Origin of the sequence: Pseudomonas floridensis (assembly GCF_002087235.1) — a bacterium.
Taxonomy (GTDB): Bacteria; Pseudomonadota; Gammaproteobacteria; order Pseudomonadales; family Pseudomonadaceae; genus Aquipseudomonas; species Aquipseudomonas floridensis.
Window position 1 is genome coordinate 18,981 of record NZ_MUIO01000089.1, and the last position, 21,124, is coordinate 40,104.

At 60.9% G+C, this 21,124-nt stretch carries 20 protein-coding genes; 12 read left to right on the forward strand and 8 right to left on the reverse strand.

The features are described 5' to 3' along the window. Positions 1-10: 10 nt before the first annotated feature. From BZK31_RS21085 to BZK31_RS21125, 9 genes are all read left to right on the forward strand, one after another. Positions 11-1,450, forward strand: coding sequence for an alginate O-acetyltransferase AlgX-related protein (locus tag BZK31_RS21085; RefSeq protein ID WP_083185096.1), 1,440 nt, complete (start codon positions 11-13; stop codon positions 1,448-1,450). Between the two features lie 8 nt (positions 1,451-1,458). Then, positions 1,459-2,598: a mannuronate-specific alginate lyase gene (locus BZK31_RS21090; protein WP_083185098.1), complete on the forward strand. Its 1,140-nt coding sequence runs from the start codon at positions 1,459-1,461 to the stop codon at positions 2,596-2,598. Between the two features lie 167 nt (positions 2,599-2,765). Continuing rightward, positions 2,766-4,322, forward strand: a complete 1,557-nt coding sequence (locus BZK31_RS21095; RefSeq protein WP_083185100.1) for an MBOAT family O-acyltransferase — start codon at positions 2,766-2,768, stop codon at positions 4,320-4,322. 10 nt (positions 4,323-4,332) lie between these two features. Next, the gene (locus BZK31_RS21100; RefSeq protein WP_083185102.1) at positions 4,333-5,508 is read left to right on the forward strand and encodes an alginate O-acetyltransferase; all 1,176 of its coding nucleotides are present in this window, start codon (positions 4,333-4,335) and stop codon (positions 5,506-5,508) included. A gap of 12 nt (positions 5,509-5,520) precedes the next feature. Further along, on the forward strand, positions 5,521-6,186 hold the full coding sequence (locus tag BZK31_RS21105) for an alginate O-acetyltransferase AlgF (protein ID WP_083185104.1): 666 nt from the start codon (positions 5,521-5,523) through the stop codon (positions 6,184-6,186). A 116-nt stretch (positions 6,187-6,302) separates the two neighbouring features. After that, positions 6,303-7,754, forward strand: coding sequence for a mannose-1-phosphate guanylyltransferase/mannose-6-phosphate isomerase (locus BZK31_RS21110; RefSeq protein ID WP_083185106.1), 1,452 nt, complete (start codon positions 6,303-6,305; stop codon positions 7,752-7,754). 200 nt (positions 7,755-7,954) lie between these two features. Continuing rightward, positions 7,955-8,419, forward strand: coding sequence for a multidrug transporter (locus BZK31_RS21115; RefSeq protein ID WP_083185108.1), 465 nt, complete (start codon positions 7,955-7,957; stop codon positions 8,417-8,419). A gap of 17 nt (positions 8,420-8,436) precedes the next feature. Then, positions 8,437-9,255: an SDR family oxidoreductase gene (locus BZK31_RS21120; protein ID WP_083185110.1), complete on the forward strand. Its 819-nt coding sequence runs from the start codon at positions 8,437-8,439 to the stop codon at positions 9,253-9,255. A 182-nt stretch (positions 9,256-9,437) separates the two neighbouring features. Further along, positions 9,438-9,803, forward strand: coding sequence for a hypothetical protein (locus BZK31_RS21125; protein WP_083185112.1), 366 nt, complete (start codon positions 9,438-9,440; stop codon positions 9,801-9,803). A 35-nt stretch (positions 9,804-9,838) separates the two neighbouring features. Here the strand turns inward: BZK31_RS21125 and BZK31_RS21130 are convergent, their stop codons facing one another. From BZK31_RS21130 to BZK31_RS21145, 4 genes are read right to left on the reverse strand one after another with little or no spacing between them, the layout of a single operon-like run. Then, on the reverse strand, positions 9,839-10,693 hold the full coding sequence (locus tag BZK31_RS21130; protein WP_083185114.1) for an efflux RND transporter periplasmic adaptor subunit: 855 nt from the start codon (positions 10,691-10,693) through the stop codon (positions 9,839-9,841). Between the two features lie 20 nt (positions 10,694-10,713). Beyond that, positions 10,714-10,914 carry a DUF1656 domain-containing protein gene (locus BZK31_RS21135; RefSeq protein ID WP_083185116.1) on the reverse strand — a complete coding sequence of 67 codons (201 nt, stop codon included), beginning with the start codon at positions 10,912-10,914 and terminating at the stop codon, positions 10,714-10,716. Continuing rightward, positions 10,904-13,090 (reverse strand): FUSC family protein, encoded by a 2,187-nt coding sequence (locus BZK31_RS21140; protein ID WP_083185118.1) that lies wholly within the window; start codon positions 13,088-13,090, stop codon positions 10,904-10,906. Before BZK31_RS21140 ends, BZK31_RS21135 begins: the two co-directional genes overlap by 11 nt. Position 13,091: 1 nt before the next feature. Next, positions 13,092-14,570 carry an efflux transporter outer membrane subunit gene (locus BZK31_RS21145; protein WP_083185120.1) on the reverse strand — a complete coding sequence of 493 codons (1,479 nt, stop codon included), beginning with the start codon at positions 14,568-14,570 and terminating at the stop codon, positions 13,092-13,094. Positions 14,571-14,754: 184 nt separating this feature from the next. On the opposite strand from BZK31_RS21145, the gene BZK31_RS21150 reads away from it, so the two are divergent. Beyond that, positions 14,755-15,702 (forward strand): LysR family transcriptional regulator, encoded by a 948-nt coding sequence (locus tag BZK31_RS21150; protein ID WP_083185121.1) that lies wholly within the window; start codon positions 14,755-14,757, stop codon positions 15,700-15,702. A gap of 88 nt (positions 15,703-15,790) precedes the next feature. Next, a complete protein-coding gene (locus BZK31_RS21155) occupies positions 15,791-16,765 on the forward strand; it encodes a 2-hydroxyacid dehydrogenase (RefSeq protein WP_083185123.1) in 975 nt (324 codons plus the stop codon). Positions 16,766-16,819: 54 nt separating this feature from the next. Here the strand turns inward: BZK31_RS21155 and BZK31_RS21160 are convergent, their stop codons facing one another. Continuing rightward, a complete protein-coding gene (locus BZK31_RS21160) occupies positions 16,820-17,722 on the reverse strand; it encodes a DMT family transporter (RefSeq protein ID WP_083185125.1) in 903 nt (300 codons plus the stop codon). 136 nt (positions 17,723-17,858) lie between these two features. Here BZK31_RS21160 and BZK31_RS21165 point away from each other — a divergent pair, with 136 nt between their 5' ends. Further along, the gene (locus BZK31_RS21165; protein ID WP_083185127.1) at positions 17,859-18,737 is read left to right on the forward strand and encodes an AraC family transcriptional regulator; all 879 of its coding nucleotides are present in this window, start codon (positions 17,859-17,861) and stop codon (positions 18,735-18,737) included. Here the strand turns inward: BZK31_RS21165 and BZK31_RS21170 are convergent. Genes BZK31_RS21170 through BZK31_RS21180 form a run of 3 tightly spaced genes read right to left on the reverse strand, consistent with a single transcriptional unit; the run spans position 18,734 to position 20,975 of the window. Further along, complete coding sequence (locus tag BZK31_RS21170; protein WP_083185128.1) at positions 18,734-19,063, reverse strand: DUF3325 domain-containing protein; 330 nt, start codon at positions 19,061-19,063, stop codon at positions 18,734-18,736. The genes BZK31_RS21165 and BZK31_RS21170 overlap by 4 nt on opposite strands. Further along, a complete protein-coding gene (locus BZK31_RS21175; protein WP_167378072.1) occupies positions 19,063-20,613 on the reverse strand; it encodes a PepSY domain-containing protein in 1,551 nt (516 codons plus the stop codon). The genes BZK31_RS21170 and BZK31_RS21175 overlap by 1 nt, the downstream gene beginning before the upstream one ends. A gap of 20 nt (positions 20,614-20,633) precedes the next feature. After that, positions 20,634-20,975: a DUF3649 domain-containing protein gene (locus tag BZK31_RS21180; protein WP_083185130.1), complete on the reverse strand. Its 342-nt coding sequence runs from the start codon at positions 20,973-20,975 to the stop codon at positions 20,634-20,636. Positions 20,976-21,124 lie beyond the last annotated feature (149 nt).

Consider the following 21,124-nt stretch of genomic DNA (forward strand, 5'->3'; position numbering starts at 1 on the left):
GGGTATTGTTATGCACGCACATTTGATCAAGCTGTTGAGCCTGTCCAGCCTCACCGCCGCCCTGATGGCCGCAGCCGGTGTCGCTCGCGCAGACGACTCGCAGGCGCCGACCTTCAAGGCCGAACCTTGCTGCAGCCTGTGCCCGGCCGCACACGATGCGAAGAACTACACCACGCGCTACCAGCAGAACTTCACCACGCTGGTTCAGGCCCAGGGCGACTGGCTGTTCCGTACCCAGGAAGACCTGCGTACCGAGTTCGACACCACGCCTGCCGGCTATCGCCGCATGAAAGAACTGCACGATGCGTTCAAAAGCAAGGGTGTCGAGCTGGTGGTGGTCTATCAGCCAACGCGCGGCCTGGTGGATCGCAACAAGCTGTTCCCCGCTGAACGCGACAAGTACGACTACGACAAGGCCCTGAAAAACTATCAGGCCATGCTCGGTCGCTTCAGCAAGATGGGTTACTGGGTGCCAGACCTGTCGCCGTTGACCAACGAGCAACAGGCACACGATTTCTACTTCCGTGGCGACCAGCACTGGACACCTTATGGCGCGCAGCGCACGGCGAAGATCGTGGCCGAGACCGTTAAGAAAGTCCCAGGCTATGCAGACATTCCCAAGCGTGAATTCGAAAGCCACATCTCCGGACGCATGGGCAAGACCGGCACCCTGCACAACATGGCGGGCCAGTTGTGTGGCACCAGTTACGCCATTCAGTACATGGACCAGTTCACCACCGAGCCGAAAGGCGAAGCCGGTGACGGCGACCTGTTCGGCGATTCCGGCAACCCGGAAATCACCCTGGTCGGCACCAGTCACAGTGGCAAGAACTACAACTTCGGCGGTTTCCTGCAGGAATACCTCGGCGCCGACGTGCTGAACGTCGCCTTCCCGGGCGGTGGTCTGGAAGGCTCGATGCTGCAGTATCTGGGCAGTGAAGACTTCCAGAAGCGTCCACCGAAGATTCTCATCTGGGAATTCTCGCCGCTGTATCGCCTGGATCAGGAAACCATCTATCGCCAGATGATGGCGCTGCTGGACAACGGTTGCGAAGGCAAACCGGCGGTCATGAGTGCCAGCACCACGCTCAAGCCGGGCACCAACGAAGTGCTGGTCAACGGCAAGAACGGCATCAAAGACATCAGCAACAGCAAGAACCAGATCGACATCCGGTTCGATGACACGTCGGTGAAAGTCCTTCAGGCCAGACTCTGGTACATGAACGGCCGTCACGAAGACCTGAAAATCGAAAAACCGGAAACCTCTGACACCGATGGACGCTTCGCCTTTGAGTTGCGCGAAGACGAGGACTGGGCTGATCAGCAGTTGCTGGCCCTCGAGATCCAGGGACCGGAAGCAGGCGCTGAACCACAGAAAGTCGAAGCGAAAGTATGCAAACGCAACGTGTTCCCGAGCGCTGCGAAACACACCGCTCAAGCCGGACTATGAGGTGACATATGCAGACTCCGAAACTGATACGCCCTACCCTGCTGTCGATGGCAATCCTGTCATCGATGGCCTGGGCGATGGGTGCGTCCGCAGCAGCGACGCTGGTTCCACCGAAGGGTTACGACGCACCGATCGAAAAAATGAAAACCGGTGATCACAATTTCACCTGTGATCCCATCCCGACGCCATACACCGACAAGCTGGTGTTTCGCAGTAAGTACGAAGGTTCGGACAAGGCTCGCGCTACGTTGAACCTGAAGTCCGAAGAAGCCTTTCGCGACGCGACCAAGGACATCACGACCCTTGAACGCGGCGTCAGCAAGGTCGTAATGCAGTACATGCGCGACGGTCGTCCGGAGCAGCTCGATTGTGCGCTGAACATGATGACCACCTGGGCGAAGGCCGATGCGCTGGAATCCCGCGAGTTCAACCACACCGGCAAGTCCATGCGCAAATGGGCGCTGGGCAGCATGTCGTCGGCTTACCTGCGCCTGAAGTTCTCCGACTCCAAGCCCTTGGCCAACCGTCAGCAGGATGCGCAGATCATCGAAGCCTGGTTCAGCAAGCTGGCCGATCAGGTGGTGAGCGACTGGAGCAACCTGCCACTGGAAAAAATCAACAACCACTCGTACTGGGCTGCCTGGTCAGTGATGGCAACCGCCGTCGCCACCAACCGTCAGGACCTGTTCGACTGGGCGATCAAGGAATTCAAGGTTGCCGCCAATCAGGTGGACAAGGACGGTTTCCTGCCCAACGAGATGAAGCGCCGCCAACGCGCCCTCTCGTATCACAACTACGCCCTGCCGCCGCTGGCCATGATCGCCAGCTTCGCCCAGGCCAATGGTGTGGATCTGCGTCCGGAAAACAACGGTGCGTTGAAACGACTGGCTGACCGCGTACTGGCCGGCGTGAAAGATCCTTCCATGTTCGCCGAGCACAACGGCGAGAAGCAGGACATGACGGACCTGAAAAAGGACCCGAAATTCGCCTGGCTGGAACCTTACTGCGCGCTCTACACCTGCAACGCCGAAACGCTTGAAGAGAAACACGAAAAGCAGCCGTTCAAGACTTTCCGCCTGGGCGGTGACCTGACCAAGGTCTACGACCCGGAACATGAGAAAGGCGACAAGAGTGACAAGGGTTCCTGAGTAAGGGTTGACCCCTGTGAGCGCGAGCGTGCTCGCGAAGACAGTGCTCTTCGCCAGCAGGTTCGCGCTTACGAGTGAAGCTGTAACGATGCGACAACCTCCATATTTTCATGGGGGGTTTGGGGGGGCTTTGGGCCCTTGAATGTTGGACAAACGGAGAGATAAGGATGGTTTTCTCATCCAACGTGTTCCTGTTCCTGTTCTTGCCGATCTTTCTCGGCTTGTACTACCTGAGCGGGCAACGCTATCGCAATCTGCTGTTGCTGATCGCCAGCTACATCTTCTACGCCTGGTGGCGTGTGGACTTCCTGGCGCTGTTCATCGGCGTGACTGTCTGGAACTACTGGATCGGTCTCAGGGTGGGCGCAGCAGGCGTGCGAACCAAACCGGCACAGCGCTGGCTGCTGCTCGGCGTGGTGGTGGACCTGGGTATTCTGGGCTACTTCAAATACGCGAACTTCGGCGTGGACAGCATCAACGCGGCCATGACCTCCATGGGTCTGGAACCGTTCATTCTGACGCACGTGCTGTTGCCGATCGGTATCTCGTTCTATGTCTTCGAGTCCATCAGCTACATCATCGACGTGTACCGTGGCGACACCCCGGCAACGCGCAATCTGATCGACTTCGCGGCGTTCGTGGCGATCTTCCCGCACCTGATCGCAGGTCCCGTGCTGCGCTTTCGCGACCTGGCCGACCAGTTCAACAACCGCACGCACACGCTGGACAAGTTCTCCGAAGGCGCCACGCGATTCATGCAGGGCTTCATCAAGAAAGTGTTCATCGCCGACACCCTGGCGGTCGTGGCCGACCATTGCTTCGCGCTGCAGAACCCGACCACGGGCGATGCCTGGCTGGGCGCACTGGCCTACACCGCGCAGCTGTACTTCGACTTCTCCGGTTACAGCGACATGGCCATCGGTCTGGGTCTGATGATGGGTTTCCGCTTCATGGAAAACTTCAAGCAGCCCTACATCAGCCAGTCGATCACCGAGTTCTGGCGGCGCTGGCACATCAGCCTGTCCACCTGGCTGCGTGATTACCTGTACATCACCCTGGGCGGCAACCGTGGCGGCAAGTTTGCGACCTACCGCAACCTGTTCCTGACCATGCTGCTGGGCGGTCTGTGGCACGGTGCCAACGTCACCTACATCATCTGGGGTGCCTGGCACGGCATGTGGCTGGCGATCGAAAAAGCGCTGGGCATCAACACCAAGCCGTACAACTTCAACGTAATCCGCTGGGCGCTGACCTTCCTGCTGGTGGTGATCGGCTGGGTGATCTTCCGCGCAGAAAACCTGCACGTCGCGGCCCGCATGTATGGCGCAATGTTCAGCTTCGGCGAGTGGGAACTGTCCGAACTCAACCGCGCAAGCCTGACCGGCCTGCAAGTGGCGACCCTGGTGCTGGCCTACGCAACCCTGGCGTTCTTCGGTCTGCGTGACTTCTACCAGAACCGTCAGGCCGACGATGGCAAGAGCGCCAAGGCCGACGGCCCTGCCACCGCGCAACCGGGCACCATCAAGGCCGTTCCCGGCGACGCACCGGGCAGCCTGCATCTGCCTGGCTACACCGTGGGCAGCGAAGCCAACGTGCAACCGGCGTACTGGGTTGCCGACTGGCCACGCTACGCCATGCGCGCACTGATTCTGCTGCTGTTCGTGGCGTCGATTCTCAAACTTTCGGCGCAGAGCTTCTCGCCGTTCCTTTACTTCCAGTTCTGAGGAGCCTGACATGACCCGTTCATTACGAATCCTCTACATCGCCATCTTCCTGGGTCTGCTGTTGATTCTGGGTGCCTGGTCGCTGCGCAGCTTCAGCACGTTCTCGACCTCGGCCGAGACCACCGTGCTCAACGGCAAATGGACCAAGGCGGCGGAAACCCATTACGACGATGAGTTTCCGATCAAGCGCCTGGGCACCAACCTCTGGGCGGCGCTGGATTACAAGCTGTTCAACGAAGGCCGTCCCGGCGTCGTGCTCGGCAAGGACCAGTGGCTGTATACCGATGAAGAGTTCGATGCCGTTGCCAACGGCGAGCAGAACGAAGCGGACAACCTGGCGTTGATCCAGGGCGTACGTGACGCGCTGGAAAAACAGGGCACCAAACTGGTTCTGGCCATCGTTCCGGCCAAGACTCGTCTGTACCCGGAACACATCGGTGACAACAAGCCGGCCAGCCTGCATGCCGACCTGTATCAGCAGTTCCACGCGCAGGTCGCCAAGGCCGGGATTTTCGCGCCGGACCTGCTGGCACCGCTGCAGGCTGCCAAGCAGAAGGGTCAGGTGTTTCTGCGCACCGACACGCACTGGACGCCGATGGGTGCCGAAGTGGCCGCGCAGCAATTGGGCGTAGCGATTGCCCAGAAGACCCCGCTGGAAGGCGAACCTGAACAGTTCGTCACCCAGGCCAAAAGCAGCGAGCCGTACAAAGGCGACCTGACCACCTTCCTGCCGCTGGATCCGCTGTTCAGCAACATGCTGCCCAAGCCTGACGAGCTGCAGCAGCGCAGCACCGATCCGGTCCAGGGCGAACCGGCGGGCGATGACGCACTCTTCGCAGACAGCGACATTCCGGTTGGCCTGGTGGGCACCAGCTACAGCGCGAACCCGAACTGGAACTTCGTGGGCGCCTTGAAAGAAGCGCTGCGCAGCGACGTCGTGAACTACGCCGAAGACGGCCACGGCCCAATCCTGCCGATGCTCAAGTACCTGCAGACCGATGCCTTTAAGAACACCCCGCCGCAAGTGGTCATCTGGGAATTCCCGGAACGCTACCTGCCGGCTCACAACGACCTTGGCGAGTTCGATCAACAGTGGATCGCCGAGCTGAAAAAATCGCGGAATACCCAAGACAACGTGGCGTTGAACGCCAACCCATCCGAGTCGCCCAACCGGGCGCAAAACTGAGAGGACTGACTCATGACCCAACACACGACTGCAAACCGTTCGAAGAACCGCCTGTTCAAAACCTGCGCACTGGCTGCAGGTCTGGGCCTGATGTCCCTGCAAGCCTTCGCCGGTGACTCCGCCCTGTACGGCCCGACTGCGCCTAAAGGCTCGACCTTCGTACGTGTCTACAACGCCAGCAACGCAGAAATCAGCGCCAGCGTCGGCAACACTAACCTGAACGAAGTCGCGCCACTGGGCAGCACCGCGTTCAGCTTCATGCCACAAGGCGACTACACCGCCAAACTGGGCAGCCAGAGCGTGCCGGTGAAACTGGCGGGCGATCACTATTACACCCTGGTCAATAACGCCAGCGGCAAACCTCAACTGATCGAAGAACCACCGTTCAAGAACAAGCAGAAATCCCTGGTTCGCGTGCAGAACCTCAGCGACAAGGCACTGACTCTGAAAACCGCCGACGGCAAGACCGATGTGGTCAAGACCGTCGCAGCCAAGGGCACCGGCGAGCGTGAAATCAACCCGGTAAAAGTCAGTCTGGCGCTGTATGACGGCGACAAGAAAGTCACCGATGTGAAACCTGTGGCCCTGGAGCGCGGCGAAGCCGCCGTTCTGTACATCACCGGCAGTGGCAGCAGCCTCTCGCCAGTGTGGGTCAAGCCACCGGTAGCAACCCGCTAAAGGATAAAGCTGGCCGGTTCCTGGCAATGCCTTGAACCGGCCGGTGCGGAACAAGAAAAAGACAGAAACGACAGTCAGTACGTACAGCCCATATTGAATGCTATTGGAGAAACAAAATGATTCCAGTGATCTTGTCAGGTGGTAGCGGTTCACGACTCTGGCCGCTTTCGCGCAAACAGTTCCCCAAGCAGTTCCTGGCACTGACCGGTGAGCACACCCTGTTTCAGCAAACGCTGGGACGTCTGGTGTTCGACGGCATGCAAGAGCCCATCGTGGTCTGCAACAAGGAACACCGTTTCATCGTCAACGAGCAACTCGCGGCGCTGAATCTGAAAACCCAGGCGATTCTCATGGAGCCGTTCGGCCGCAACACTGCGCCGGCCGTGGCCCTGACCGCCATGAAACTGGTCAATGAAGGTAATGACGGCTTGATGCTGGTGCTGCCGGCCGACCATGTGATCGAAGATCAGAAAGCCCTGCAACGCGCTCTGGCACTGGCGACCGTCGCCGCCGAGCGTGGTGAAATGGTGCTCTTCGGCGTGCCGGCCAACAAACCGGAGACCGGCTATGGCTACATCAAATCCACCGCCGACGCGCTGCTGCCGGAAGGCGTAAGCCGCGTGTCGCAATTCGTCGAAAAGCCTGACGAAAAGCGTGCCAACGAGTTCGTCGAAGCCGGTGGTTACTACTGGAACAGCGGCATGTTCCTGTTCCGCGCCAGCCGCTTCCTGGAAGAGCTGAAAAAGCACGATCCGGACATCTACGACACCTGCCTGCTGACCCTTGAGCGCAGTGTCGAGGACGGTGACGCCGTTGAAATCGATGCTTCCACCTTCGCGTGCTGCCCGGACAACTCCATCGACTACGCGGTCATGGAAAAAACCCAGCGCGCCTGCGTCGTGCCGCTGTCGGCCGGCTGGAGCGATGTCGGCTGCTGGTCGTCGCTGTGGGAAGTGAACGCCAAAGATGCCAATGGCAACGTCACCAAGGGCGACGTTGTGATTCAGGACAGCCGCAACTGCATGATCCATGGCAATGGCAAACTGGTGTCGGTGATCGGTCTGGACAACATCGTGGTCGTCGAAACCAAGGACGCGATGATGATTGCCCACAAGGACAAGGTCCAGGGCGTCAAGCAGATGGTCAACACCTTGAACGAACAGGGCCGCACCGAAACCCAGAACCACCTTGAAGTGTACCGTCCGTGGGGTTCGTATGACTCCGTGGACATGGGCGGCCGCTTCCAGGTCAAGCGTATCTCGGTCAAGCCGGGCGCATGCCTGTCGCTACAGATGCACCACCACCGCGCCGAGCACTGGATCGTGGTATCCGGCACTGCGCAGGTGACCTGTGACGAGAACGTGTTCCTGCTCACCGAAAACCAGTCCACCTACATCCCGATCGCCTCGGTCCATCGCCTGAAAAACCCAGGCAAGATCCCGTTGGAAATCATCGAAGTACAATCGGGCAGCTATCTGGGCGAAGACGATATCGAGCGTTTCGAAGATATCTACGGCCGCTCGGGCGCGCTGGAAGCCGGTGTAAAAACGCAGACCATCGCGCGTTGATCACGGGTTAGCGAAAAAGCGGTAGAACACCGGCCCCCGACAGCTTTTTGCGTATCCCATCCGCAAGAAGCTGTCGGGGGCTTTTTTGTAACCTGCGATAAAGTCGTGATTCAGCCCACCCTCCTCGTCCGGCCTCATTGGTCAACCGGCACCGCAGTTCTGTAGGATGTCCAGCACTGCCCACGCTGGAGACCCGCTGCATGCTGATCGGCATTCTGTTAATTCTGACCTGGCTCATTCTGCTGTTGCGCTATCCGGCCAAGGCCTTGCCTGTGTCGCTGGCGGCGGCCGTTGGTCTGGGTATCGTGGCGGCTGTGGTGATCTGGCAGGACAGCCGCGAGACCCGCCAGCTGGAGCAACTGGATATCCGTCTGACTCATTCACCGCAACAATGCCCCACGGATCGACCGCTGCAAGTCTCGGTCACCAATCACAACAAGGCCGCGCTGCTGGCGCTACGCTGGCGGATAGCCGCCTATGCGCCGGGTGATACGGTCAATCTGGCGGACAACACTTACACCTCTGCACGCTATCGCGGCCCGGGCGAGTTGCAGGCGGGCGCACAGTGGCAGGACTGCGTGCCGTTGCCCGCGCTGCGCAACGGCTATCGCCCACAAACCCTGGAGTTTCGCGCAGAACATCTGCAAGGCAGTTTCTCGGACTGACCCACAAGGACCTCGACATGCCCATCGCTCTCATTACCGGCTGTTCCAGCGGAATAGGCCGCGCCCTGGCTGATGCCTTCAAAACCAACGGCTACGAAGTCTGGGCCACGGCACGTAAACCGGAAGACGTCGCAACACTGAGTGCCGCCGGTTTCATTGCCGTGCAACTGGACGTCAACGACGGCATGGCTTTGGAGCAACTCGCCGCCGGGCTGGAACACAGCGGGCTGGACGTGCTGATCAATAACGCTGGCTATGGCGCGATGGGCCCGTTGCTCGATGGCGGCGTGGAGGCCTTGCAGCGGCAGTTCGAAACCAACGTGTTTTCGGTAGTTGGCGTCACGCGAGCGCTGTTCCCGGCGTTACGCCGCAACAAAGGACTGGTGGTCAATATCGGCAGTGTATCGGGCGTGCTGGTCACGCCGTTCGCCGGTGCCTACTGCGCCTCCAAGGCCGCCGTGCACGCACTGAGCGACGCGCTGCGTCTGGAACTGGCGCCTTTCGGCGTGCAGGTGATGGAAGTCCAGCCCGGCGCCATCGCCTCAAGCTTCGCGAAGAACGCCAGCCACGAAGCGGAACAGCTGATCAGCGAGCAATCGCCTTGGTGGCCGATTCGCGAGGGCATCCGCGCACGCGCCAAGGCCTCGCAAGACAACCCCACCCCGGCCACCGATTTCGCACACGACCTGCTCAAAGCCGTCCAGCAAGCCAACCCGCCACGCCTGTTGCGCCTGGGCAACGGCTCGCGAGTGCTGCCGCTGATGTCATGGCTGCTGCCCAAAGGATTACTGGAAAGCGGTCTGCGCAAACGGTTCGGATTGAATGCTTCGTTGTAATGTCAGGTTCCCTGAGGCCGTCCTGCATCCGGCGCGAGAAACGATCGGCTCCGGATAAAGGGTTGCTTCGTTTCTCTTGTTACTGTCATTTCTGTCAGTAGACGGCGAAGCACACCCAACCTAATTTGTCAGGGAGTCAGCCATTTCTCGACTCATCCGTCATTTTCTTGCAGGTATCGAACATGAGTACTTCATCCAAACCGTCTCTGCTCGCGCCGTTCGTCAAAGAGGCAACGCTCAAAAAAGTCGGCACGGAAGAAATTCTGGAAGTTAACCTCAACAATAAGATCACGATTGAACTGCCAGCGTTCGAAGACACGTCCTGTACGCTGGTCTTGCTGAATCTGGCCAATGCGGACGGCAGCCTCCGACCTCTGGCCAGCGGCAATTCACCGTTCATCTCCGGCCAGGCAACGCTCGTGACGATCTCCAACGACCACCCTGATGACACGATGAATTTCAAGAGTGGCCAGAAAGCGAAAATCACAGGTGATTTGTTGGGCAGCGACTTGGTAGTACCGGAATCGAAGACTTACACATTGGTATGAACGAACACTGCCTGCCCGAACGACTTCGAACGCTTTCACCCCGGCGTAACGATCACCGTGCAGGTCATGCCCGCCGACAGCAACACGCCTTCCGGCACATGATCCAGATGGATACGCACCGGTACACGCTGGGCCAGGCGGACCCAGTTGAAGGTCGGGTTGACGTCGGCCACCAGCTCGCGGCTTTGCGGGTTGTCGCGGTCGTAGATGCCGCGGGCGACGCTTTCGACATGCCCTTTAATGACCTCGCCACTCATCAGTTGCATGTCCGCCGGATCGCCGATCTTCAGGTGCGGCAATTTGGTTTCTTCGAAGAAGCCGTAGACCCAGAACGAGTTCATGTCGACCACTGCCATCTTTGCCTCACCGACTCGCGCGTAGTCACCGCGATGCACATTCAGGTTGGTGACGTAGCCATCCACCGAGGCCAGCACGCGGGTGCGCGACAGGTTCAGTTCGGCCGCTTCGAGCTGCGCCTGCGCTGCCTGATAGTCGGCCAGCGCGGCGCTGGCCAAGGTGCTGGCGTCATCGCGGTTCTCCGCTGAAATCACCAGCTCGTCCATGTCGGTGCGTCGCTTGGCGTTGAGCTTGCGCATCTCCCAGGTGGCCTTGCGCGAGGCGAGCAGTGCCTGGGCCTGTCTGACGGCAATCCGGTAATGCTCCGGGTCGATCTGCATCAGCAGGTCTCCGCGTTTCACCTGTTGATTGTCGTGCACCGACACGTCCACCACCGTGCCGGAAACATCGGCCGCCACGTTGATGATATCGGCGCGCACCCGACCGTCGCGGGTCCAGGGCGTATCCATATAATGCACCCACAGCGTACGGCCGACCCACAGCGCCAGGGCCACGATCAGCAGCGTGGCAGTCAGACTGAAAAGCTTTTTCATGCACAATTCCCGATCCGGCATCAACGATAGAAAGGCAGCGCCAGCGCGCCGAACAAACAGGTAAACAGGCTCAGGCGCAACAACGCCGGATGCCAGAAGTGACGGTACAGGTCCAGTCCCGACAACAGGCGATCCAGCCCCCAGGCAAGAACCATTGCGATCAGGAACATCAGGGTAATGGTCGGCAGGTACAGACCATGAAAGGCGATTTCACGCGGCATGCGGCACTCTGGCTGAACGAGGTGGCTGGCCGTAAGCGGCCAAGGGCGACTGGGGATCCAGCAGCGAGGTGCGGATGAAGTGCAGGTAGCTTTTTACCCGCCGCAGCACCGAGGTGTCGAAATGCGAAGCGAACGGCTCATCGGCTTCCCGGACCCGCGCCAACGCATGATCGACTGCCCGCAGACAGCGTTGCAGATTGCCCTCGTCTGGCTGAATGAACAGGCGGACCAACGCGCGTCCCATGACCCGCAACGCGATGCGCCAAGGCTGATACTGCGCGTAGCTGGGGTGAATCGGCAGCACGGCCTGTTCGCGACGCAGCTCGATGACCGCGTGGCCGATCTGCAGCACCACGAACATCCAGCGCAACAGCTCACGCTGCACGACAGGTCTGCCGATGGCCAGGCCGTACGCCTGATGCATGAGATCGCGGGTCTGGCTTTCGAAACTGGAACTCAGCCGCTGCAACGGTGCACTGATCGCGAACACCACCTGATCGCGCAACGCCTGCTCCAGCCGTTGCCACATCCAGCGGCTGTTGGGCGGCAGGATGATTGCGCCTGCCGCTGCACAGACCAACATGCCGAGAACCATGGCGAGGTAATCGTTGATGAAGGTGTACGGGTCATAGACCGTCAGGTTATCCGGCACCGAACCGATACTGAAAAAGATCAACAGCCCCAGCCCGTAACCCGTCCACTGCGGCCGAGACCCGAGAAACGCACCGAGCACGAACACCGGAGCCAACAAGCAGCACAGCAAGGGAAAGCCATCGACCTGCGGAAACAGAAAGAAGGTTTCGACAAAGCCCAGGACCGCGCCCAGCAGCGTACCGCTGGCCATCTGGAACGACATGCGCCTGGGGTTGTGAGTGGTCGATGACAGCGCGACGGTCGCAGCGGACGCCAGCGTCATGAAGGCCCCGCTCGGCCAGGCGGTCAGCACCCAATAAGCACTCATCAACGCCACCACACAGCTGGCCCGAAGCCCGGCCGCCGCTGCCGCCATCCAGTGGGTGCGCGGCACGAACGACTCGCGCCACTGTTCACGTTCGTGCCTGTGATCGGCAAGTGATGCGTGAGTCTGGGCGTAATTGAGCAGTTCGTCGACCAATCGATACAGCAGCTCGAAAGCGGTATGGAAATCCAGCCATTGGGCGTCGTTCGGGTCGATGCATTCGAACTCGGCGCGCAGGCCTCTCACCGTCTCGGGCCACTGCGTTTTGAACCGCTCCAGGTGGGTCGCCAGCCTGGCGGCATCGGGGCTGGTCAGCGCCTGATCGGCGAACACCTCAAGCACTGACGCCAGGCTGGCGAGCCCCGGTTCGAGACGCTCGATCACCGCATCTGCCCGTTCGCTGCGCAGCCTGTCGAGCAACTGGTGCAGCGCATTGAAACGTGTGGTGATGGCCATGAACTCGCTGTTCAAGCGGTTGAGCCGTCCATTGCGCCGCCGCATGTGCGGGTCTTCGAAGACCGTGACGCTGCGCAGCCCTTCCAGCCCGATGGCCTCGGCCACGAACCGCACATTGCCGGTTTCGAAAGCGTCCTGCTCCTGGGTGCCGCGCAAACCGTCAACGACAAACCGCGCGAACACGCCGAAGCGCTGGTAGAGGGCGTTTCGCATGGCCGCGCTGGAACTCTGCGGCAGGATCGTCGCGCTGACAGCCGTGGAACAAAGAATGCCCAGCGAGATTTCCAGCACCCGCCACACCGCAGCCATGAACGAGCCTTGCGGATGCGCCAGCGCCGGCAGACCGACCATCGCAGCGGTGTAGCCCGCCAGCACGAATCCGTACGCACGAAAGTTGCGATAACGCGCCGTGCCCGCCGAACACAGCCCGACCCACAGCGCCAGACAGCCCAGAAACGGCACCGGATTCTGCGCGAACAGCGCCATCAGCACTACCATCATCACCGAACCCGCCAACGTACCCAGCAGCCGATAGAAACTCTTGGCGAACACTTGGCCGCTCTGCGGCTGCATGACGATGAACACGGTGATCATCGCCGTGCGCGGCTGTGGCAGCTCAAGCCGCAACGCCAGCCAGTAGGTCAGGAAGGCGGCGATCAGCACCTTGCCGATATAGATCCACGTCACGCCGTCGCTGCGCGCCCAGTTGTTGAACTCCCGACGCCAGGGCAATGCGATGAAACGCTGAGCAAAGGTGATCATGTCAGTGGCCGGCCCGTGCAAGCGTGGCCGGCACAGCCCCATCCGCCGACAGTCCGCCACCCAGCGCCACGACCAGCCCGGCGTAGGCGGTCAGGCGTGCGGCCTCGACCTGCTGTTGAACCTGCTGCTGACGAAACAGCAGCGTCTGGGCGTTGAGCACGTTGAGGTAATCGGTCAGCCCGCGCTGATAAGCAATCAGGGCAATGTCGTAAGTCTTGCGCGCCGAGGCCACTGACTCGGCAGCGTACACCTGCTGTTTGTCCAGAGAAGCGCGACGAATCAACTGATCCGAAACACTTTTGAGTGCCATGACCAGGGTCTGGTTGTAATGCGCGACGGCCTGGTCATATCCGGCCGCGGCCTTGCCCAGCTCGGCGCGCAGACGTCCGCCATCGAAGATCGGCAGACTTATAGCAGGGCCTGCCTTGTAGCTGAGCTTGCTGCCGGTCAAAAACTCCAGCATGCCGCCGCCCGTGGCCATGTAGCCGAGGCTGGCGACCAGATCCACGTTGGGGTAGAAATTGGCGTGCGCGACGTCGATGCCTCGCGCCTGCGCGGCTACCCGCCATTGACTGGCGACCACATCAGGACGCTGCCCCAGCAGTTGCGCAGGCAACACCGACGGCAGCTTCAGTTCGGTATTCAATGTCAGGCTGGGGCGCTGCAAGGTCGCGCCTTCGCCCGGCCCCTTGCCCGCCAGCGCTGCCAACTGATTTCGGCCCAGCGCAATGGCTTCTTCCAGCTCATCGATCTGCCGATGGCTTTCCGGCAACGGCGCTTGGGCCTGACTGACCTCAAAGTGTGTGCCGAGGCCCCCCTTGAGTCGACGCTGCGCCAGATCCAGCATCTGCTGCTGTTGGGCCAGGGTCGCCTCGGCGATATCCAGACGCGCGAAATCGAGGGATAGCCGGATATAAGCGCGAACGATGTTTTCCTGCAATTCGAGCTGGGCCTGACGCTGTTCAGCTGCACTCATGTGAGCGATATCCAGCGCCTGTTCGCTGGCGTTAAGCTCACGTCCCCAGATATCCAACGGATAGCTCAGACCCAGCGAGGCATTGTTGTCCCAGGTGCGAGTATCGGCGAGGGCACCGGGGCCGTAGAACTGATCGTTCGGCCAGTCGTGACGCGCCAGACTGGCTGTGCCTTGTGCCTGCAACGACTCGGCGGATTCGGCCAGGCCCGCCATCGCTCTGGCTTCCCGCACACGCGCTGCGGCCATGGCCAGGCTGGGACTGCCAAGCAGCGCCAGTTCGATCCAGTGATCCAGTTGCGGATCGTTATACACACGCCACCAGTGCTCGGCGGGCCAGTGTGCACTGAGCGCGGCGCGCTGGATTGCCGTGTCGGTGGCCAGGCTGTCGGCAGACAACGCTTGGCCCTTGGGTCCGATGCCGCCGGTTCCGATACAGCCGCTGATGACGAACGATAAAGCCAGAAGACCGAGGGGCTTGAGCCCTCTGATGATGCGACGCGGCACAGCTGCGAGTTCCCGACCGGTGATGAAACGCCTTGAATGGCGGCGATTCTAGGGGGCGCCCGGCATGGCGATAAGCGGGGAGATATGTGAATCTTTATTACCGAAACGGTGATAATCCGTTGGTAGGGCTGACACGCCGCAGTTACTTCATGTCACAATTTGCCATCTACTCAGAGAAGCCTTCATGGACACCCTGCAAAACATGCGCGCCTTCAGTTGCGTGGCGCAAGCGGGCAGCTTTACTGCGGCAGCCGCCTTGCTCGACACCACCACCGCCAATGTATCGCGCGCGGTCTCCAACCTTGAGGCGCACCTGCAGACGCGCCTGCTCAACCGCACCACGCGGCGCATCGCACTGACCGAAGCGGGCAAGCGTTACCTGTTGCGCTGCGAGCAGATCCTGATGTCCGTCGAAGAGGCGGAAGCCGAAGCCAGCGACGCCCATGCCCGCCCTGCCGGTCAGCTCAAGATGCATTCGATGCCCGGGGTCGGTCAGCATTACGTGGTCGATGCGATAGCCCGTTACCGGCGCAGTCATCCAGACGTGTCCTTCGACCTGACCCTGACCAGTCGCGTGCCAGACCTGCTGGAGGACGGTTATGACGTGTCCATCGTGCTGGCCAGCGAATTGCCGGATTCGGGGTTCGTGTCGCAGCGTCTGGGCATAACCTACAGCATCGTCTGCGCCTCGCCGGAGTACATCAAGACCTTCGGCACGGCGCAGAAACCGGCGGACCTGCTGAACCACGCGTGCCTGCGTCTGGTAAGTCCGGTGTTCCCGCTGGAGAAATGGCTATTCGACGGTCCGGACGGCCAGGAAATGGTCACCATCACCACCTCGCCGTTGCTGGTCAACTCGGCCGATGCGATGAAAACCGCGATCTGCGCCGGCATGGGAGTCGGGATCCTGCCGATTTATTCGGCCATCGAGGGCCTGCGCAACGGCACGCTGGTACGCGTCATGTCCGACTATCGCTCGCAGGAACTCAATCTGTACGCCATCTACCCGTCGCGCCAGTACCTAGATGCCAAGATCAAGACCTGGGTCGAGTACCTGCGCGGTTCGCTGCCGGAAATTCTCGCGGCCGATGAAGCCGATCTGCACGTACAGGCACTGAAGAGCATGTCCTGACGTCGTACAACCGCAAAAACCGGCTGCCAAACAGCGGGCAGGAATGTTAGCGTGCTACTCATTCAACCCGCTCGAGAGTGACTGCCCAATGAAAAAAACCGTACTCGCCTTCAGCCGTGTTTCCCCTGAAATGGCCGAACGCCTGTCGCAGGACTTCAACGTGGTCGTGCCCAATCCCAAGCTGGGCGACATCAATGCCCAGTTCGACGAAGCCCTGCCCGAATCTCATGGACTGATTGGCGCAGGCCGCAAGCTGGGCCGTGAACAACTGGCCAATGCCAGCCGCCTGGAAGTGGTTTCGAGCATTTCCGTGGGGTACGACAACTACGATGTTGGCTACCTGAGCGAGCGCGGCATCATGCTGACCAACACACCGGACGTGCTGACTGAAAGCACGGCGGATCTGGGCTTCTCGCTGATCATGAGCAGCGCCCGCCGCGTCGCGGAACTGGACGCCTGGACCAAGGCCGGCCAGTGGACACGCAGCATCGAAGCACCGCATTTCGGCACCGACGTGCACGGCAAGACGCTGGGTATCGTCGGCATGGGCAACATCGGCGCGGCCATTGCGCGGCGCGGCCGTCTGGGCTTCAACATGCCGATCCTGTACAGCGGCAACAGCCGCAAGACGGAACTTGAGCAGGAGCTGGGCGCGCAATTCCGCAGCCTGGATCAGTTGCTGGCCGAGTCCGATTTCGTCTGCCTGGTGGTGCCGCTGAGCGACAAGACACGCCACCTGATCTCTCGCCGCGAACTGAGCCTGATGAAGCCGAGCGCCATTCTGGTCAATATCGCCCGTGGCCCGATTGTCGACGAACCGGCGCTGATCGAAGCCTTGCAGAACGGCATCATTCGCGGCGCAGGTCTGGACGTCTATGAAAAGGAACCGCTGAGCGAATCGCCACTGTTCCAGCTCAAGAACGCCGTCACCCTGCCCCACATCGGTTCAGCCACCACCGAAACCCGCCAGGCGATGGCCGACCGTGCCTACCACAACCTGCGCAGTGCACTGCTGGGTGAACGGCCGCAGGACCTGGTCAATCCGCAAGTGTGGAAGGGTTGACTGGATTCGCGCTCATCTGCGGGCCTGCCGACGTTCTGCGTCGGCAGGCCATCCTCAAGCCAGCTTTGCACCAACCGGTCCGATCACAGGCTTCACCTTCCTGAACACCAGCACATTGCCCACCATCACCAGCGCCAACCCGACCAGCGCTGCCGACGTCCACTGATAACCCTCGACCCACGCCGAAATGTTCAGCGCCACCACCGGGAACAGCACCGTGCAGTAGGCTGCGCGTTCCGGGCCCATGCGGCCGACCAGCGTCAGATAAGCAGTGAAACCGATCACCGACCCTGGAATGACCAGGTACAACAGCGAGCCTACGTATCGGGTGTCCCACTCGAAGGTGAACGGCGTACCGCTGAGCAGGCAGTACATCCCCAGAATCGTCGCGCCATAAAACATGCCCCAGGCATTGGTGGTCAGCGGACGCAGACCGGCTTTCTGTTGCATGCTCGACAGCAGGTTGCCTGCCGAGAAACACAACGTGCCCAGCAGCGCCAAACCAAGCCCCATCAGGGTCTGGTGGCTGGCACCATGTCCGGACAACTCAGGCCAGAACAGGCAACCCAGACCCAGCAGCCCCAATGCGCCACCGGCCAGTACATTGCCCGCGATCTTCTGCCGGAAGAACACCCGTGCATTCAGCGCATTCCATAATGTCGCGGTCGAGAACACCACGGCGATCAGGCCGCTGGGGATCCATTGACTGGCGGTGTAGAAGCACATGAAGTTGACGCAGAACAGGCACACGCCCTGCGCCAGACAAATCAACTGACCACGACGATTGACCGGTTGCAGTCGTCGGGTAATCAGCAGGATCGCGAACAGCACCAGCGCCGCCAGTGCGAAGCGGTAGACGATCGACACCGGAATCGCGACCTCGCCGAGCTGGAGTTTCAACGCGATCCAGGTCGTGCCCCAGATCAGCACGGTCAGCAGATAAAGCGAAATATTCATGACGCAGGCTCCTTGATGAGCCACCAGTCTGCGGCGTGCTCCGTCAGGCACGCTTGCACAATCTTGCGCATTTGATCGACGCGATGATGGCAGCCGCACCGCTCGGGGGTAGGATAAGCGGCACAGAGGAACCGTCATGTCATCCATTGAATCCATCCAGGTCTTCCAGGCCTTGAATAGCTCGCCCCACTCCTGTCTCGAACAGAGTGCGACGCTGGGCGACGGTCTGGTCGCAGCCCTGTGGAACAACCGCCATGACTCGCAGGAATATCACGCCCCGACCCATCACACGCTGTCGTGCTACATCGAAGACGGCACCGGCACATTCCGCCGCGACCGCCCGGACCAGAAAGGCGCGCCAGGCAAACTCTGCATCCTGCCCGCCGGACATGAATCAGCGTGGATCGTGAACGGTGAAATCCGTCTGGCGCACCTGTATTTCAGCGCCGAACAGTTTGCGCTGAGCTGTGTCACCCTGCTGGATCGCGAGCCTCGGGAAATGCAGTTGCGGGAAAACACTTTTCTCGACGATCCCGTCCAGACGCTACGTTTTCAGCAGTTGATCCGCCTGAACTGGGCCGAACCGGGCGAACGTCTGCTGACCAGCAGTCTGGCCCACGAGATGATCGGCCATGCACTGTTGAGCCAGACCGGGCAGCGCGACGGCCTGCGCTTGAAAGGTGGTCTGGCGCCCCATTTGCGGCGGCTTCTGGTGGATTTCATCGAGACGCATCTGGCCGACCCGCTGAGCCTCGGCCAACTGGCCGGTCTCTGCGCACTGTCGGAATACCATTTCGCGCGCATGTTTCGCGAAAGCTTCGGCCTGCCGCCTCATCAGTACTTGTTGGCGCGTCGGCTGGGACAGGCTCGACGCCTGCTGCGAACCACCGACAAGCCGTTGGGCGACATTGCGCTGGCCTGCGGATTTGCCAGCGCCAGCCATTTCAGCAACCGGTTTCGCCAGGCCGTGGGCGCGACGCCGGGCGAATACCGACTGGCGCTCGCAACGGCCTAAAGCAGTGGGTTCACTGCAACCAGAGGGCTGAACAGCAACGCGCAACCAGCCAGCAACAACACCCAGCGCGGGCGAAACGGTAGCAGCGAGACCAGCAGCACCGCACTGCCCATCAACAACGCGAACCATTGCACCAGACCGATGGCCCAGCCATCGATGGCCACTGCGGGCCAGGGCGACAGCAGCAGCGCACTCCAGCCGATCAGCTTGAGCGTCAAACGACGACGCCGGGTCAGCGTCCCCGTGCACAGTTCGCCGTAATGGCGCGGCATCGACAGACACAGCGCGACAAATCCCAGGTAGCACAACGACACCGCGAGCAGCATCAGCTTGCTTCCTGCGGGCTGGCTTGCAGCGACTGGCTATCCGGGCGCAGCGCCTTGCTGGCAGGCGAAGCCTTGAACTTCGTTGCCGTCCAGCCGAGAAACAGACCGGTCGCAAGCGCAGTCAAGTCAACGGCGGCGATGACCCAACTGTCCGCCGCCAGCGAGTTCAGCAGGTAGCGAGCACCGGTCAGCAAATCCAGCACCGGCAATGCGCTGAACAGCAACGCGCCCAGCCAAAGCTGTTCACGCCAGGCGCGGCGACCACGACGCACCGCTGCATGCAACAGCGATACACCCCATGCCGTGAAGAAAACGCTTACCTCCCAATCGGCGCGCCCGCTCAAACCGGCCGGTATCAGGCGGTTGGCCCAGAAGAACGCCGCTACCGCGACCATCAAGCCGCCCATGCTGGCGATGTTCAGCACTTCGACCAAACGCAGCTCAAGCGGCAGCACACCACTTTTCGCGTGCTTGAGCTGCCGCTTGCCGAGCCACATCACCAGTCCGGTGCCAATCATGGCGGTGCCCGCGACGCCGAATGCAAAGTACAACCAGCGCAGCAGCGGCTGGGCGAAGTGACCGACATGCAAACCGTACATCGCGCCAGACACCTGCAACGCCATCGGCCGCTCCGGCACTTCATTGTGCAACTGGCCGCTGACGCCGCTGAAGGTCAGCGCACCGCCACGCTCCATCACAATGCTGCCTTTGTCATCGCGGGTAAGCAGCACCGATGCAGCGGCATCGCCGGGATGATTGACGATGACACGCCCGACCCGCCCGCTGTCCCAACGCGACTCTGCCGTATAGACCAGAGGCGCCAACGCGATCAGCGGCGCAGGCGTGCCCTCGGCCTTGACCGCGCCCGGCGGCGGAAATACTTCACTGTAAAACGCCTGGGCCGAGCCATACGCAGTCAGGATGCTCGCCGGCATCACCATCGACATGAAGATCACCAGACTGCTGTAGGTGATCATCAGGTGAAACGGCAGGACCAGCACGCCCAGCGCGTTGTGCCCGTCCAGCCAGGAACGCTGGCCCTTGCGCGGCCGGAACGTGAAGAACTCCTTGAAGAGCTTCTTGTGAATGATGATGCCGGTGATCAGTGCGACGAACATGACCATGGCCGCCGTGGTTGCCAGCCAGCGACCCCACGGGTAAGGCATCTGCAACTGATAATGGAAACGGTAGAAGAACTCCCCGCCTCGTGTCTCACGTGCCTGCACTTCGCTGCCGGTCTGCGGATCGAGCAACTTGCGCACGAAGTTGTTGCGCTGGCCGGGCTGGCCTTGCGGCAACCAGCCCACCGACAACCCTGGCGTACGCTCGTCGGGCAGGTTGATGAACCAGCGAGTGGCGCCTGCCGCGTGGCTCTGCAGATAGGTCTGGGCCATCTGCACGCTCGCGCCGGCATCGAGCGGGCGTGCTGGAATCTCCGGCTGCATCCACTGGGTGATCTCGTCCTTGAAGTAGGAAAGCGTTCCGGTCAGAAATATCGCGAACAGCAGCCAGCCGAACAGCAGGCCGATCCAGGTGTGCAGCCAGGCCATGGACTGACGGAAGCCCTCTTTCATGACAACCACCGACTGATGGCATACGCGGCACCGAGTACGACGCAGGGCAGCAATACGCCGACCCAGGCCTGCAATGCGGTACGGCAGGCGAAGCACCAGAGCACCGCCACCAGATACGCGAGAAACGACAGCATCATGCCGGTCACCACTGCCTCGGCGCGGGGCATTGGCAGCCATTGCGTGATACAGACGCTGGTGATCGACGCCAACAGGTAGCCGGCAAAGATTGCGGCGAGCGCGCGCGAGGTTACCGCCAGTCGATAGGCGACAGTCACCCTCTTGGCTTTGGGGGTGTGTGTCTTGACCGCTGGGGCGGTTACGGCAGAGGGGCGATCCATCGGAGCGTCTTCGTCGGTACAAAAAACGGTGGAAAGCCGGAGCACGCATCCGCAAGGGGTTGGTGAAATCGCCAGCCAGTCTCGATTCGTCATCAAACGGACGAATGAAGCGCAATATTAATGATAAATATTCTCATACGCAAAAGAGT

Coding starts and splice junctions, on each gene's coding strand:
- BZK31_RS21085 (WP_083185096.1), top strand. CDS start 11: ATGCACGCACATTTGATCAAGCTGTTGAGCCTGTCCAGCCTCACCGCC.
- BZK31_RS21090 (WP_083185098.1), top strand. CDS start 1,459: ATGCAGACTCCGAAACTGATACGCCCTACCCTGCTGTCGATGGCAATC.
- BZK31_RS21095 (WP_083185100.1), top strand. CDS start 2,766: ATGGTTTTCTCATCCAACGTGTTCCTGTTCCTGTTCTTGCCGATCTTT.
- BZK31_RS21100 (WP_083185102.1), top strand. CDS start 4,333: ATGACCCGTTCATTACGAATCCTCTACATCGCCATCTTCCTGGGTCTG.
- BZK31_RS21105 (WP_083185104.1), top strand. CDS start 5,521: ATGACCCAACACACGACTGCAAACCGTTCGAAGAACCGCCTGTTCAAA.
- BZK31_RS21110 (WP_083185106.1), top strand. CDS start 6,303: ATGATTCCAGTGATCTTGTCAGGTGGTAGCGGTTCACGACTCTGGCCG.
- BZK31_RS21115 (WP_083185108.1), top strand. CDS start 7,955: ATGCTGATCGGCATTCTGTTAATTCTGACCTGGCTCATTCTGCTGTTG.
- BZK31_RS21120 (WP_083185110.1), top strand. CDS start 8,437: ATGCCCATCGCTCTCATTACCGGCTGTTCCAGCGGAATAGGCCGCGCC.
- BZK31_RS21125 (WP_083185112.1), top strand. CDS start 9,438: ATGAGTACTTCATCCAAACCGTCTCTGCTCGCGCCGTTCGTCAAAGAG.
- BZK31_RS21130 (WP_083185114.1), bottom strand. CDS start 10,693: ATGAAAAAGCTTTTCAGTCTGACTGCCACGCTGCTGATCGTGGCCCTG.
- BZK31_RS21135 (WP_083185116.1), bottom strand. CDS start 10,914: ATGCCGCGTGAAATCGCCTTTCATGGTCTGTACCTGCCGACCATTACC.
- BZK31_RS21140 (WP_083185118.1), bottom strand. CDS start 13,090: ATGATCACCTTTGCTCAGCGTTTCATCGCATTGCCCTGGCGTCGGGAG.
- BZK31_RS21150 (WP_083185121.1), top strand. CDS start 14,755: ATGGACACCCTGCAAAACATGCGCGCCTTCAGTTGCGTGGCGCAAGCG.
- BZK31_RS21155 (WP_083185123.1), top strand. CDS start 15,791: ATGAAAAAAACCGTACTCGCCTTCAGCCGTGTTTCCCCTGAAATGGCC.
- BZK31_RS21160 (WP_083185125.1), bottom strand. CDS start 17,722: ATGAATATTTCGCTTTATCTGCTGACCGTGCTGATCTGGGGCACGACC.
- BZK31_RS21165 (WP_083185127.1), top strand. CDS start 17,859: ATGTCATCCATTGAATCCATCCAGGTCTTCCAGGCCTTGAATAGCTCG.
- BZK31_RS21170 (WP_083185128.1), bottom strand. CDS start 19,063: ATGCTGCTCGCGGTGTCGTTGTGCTACCTGGGATTTGTCGCGCTGTGT.
- BZK31_RS21175 (WP_167378072.1), bottom strand. CDS start 20,613: ATGGCCTGGCTGCACACCTGGATCGGCCTGCTGTTCGGCTGGCTGCTG.
- BZK31_RS21180 (WP_083185130.1), bottom strand. CDS start 20,975: ATGGATCGCCCCTCTGCCGTAACCGCCCCAGCGGTCAAGACACACACC.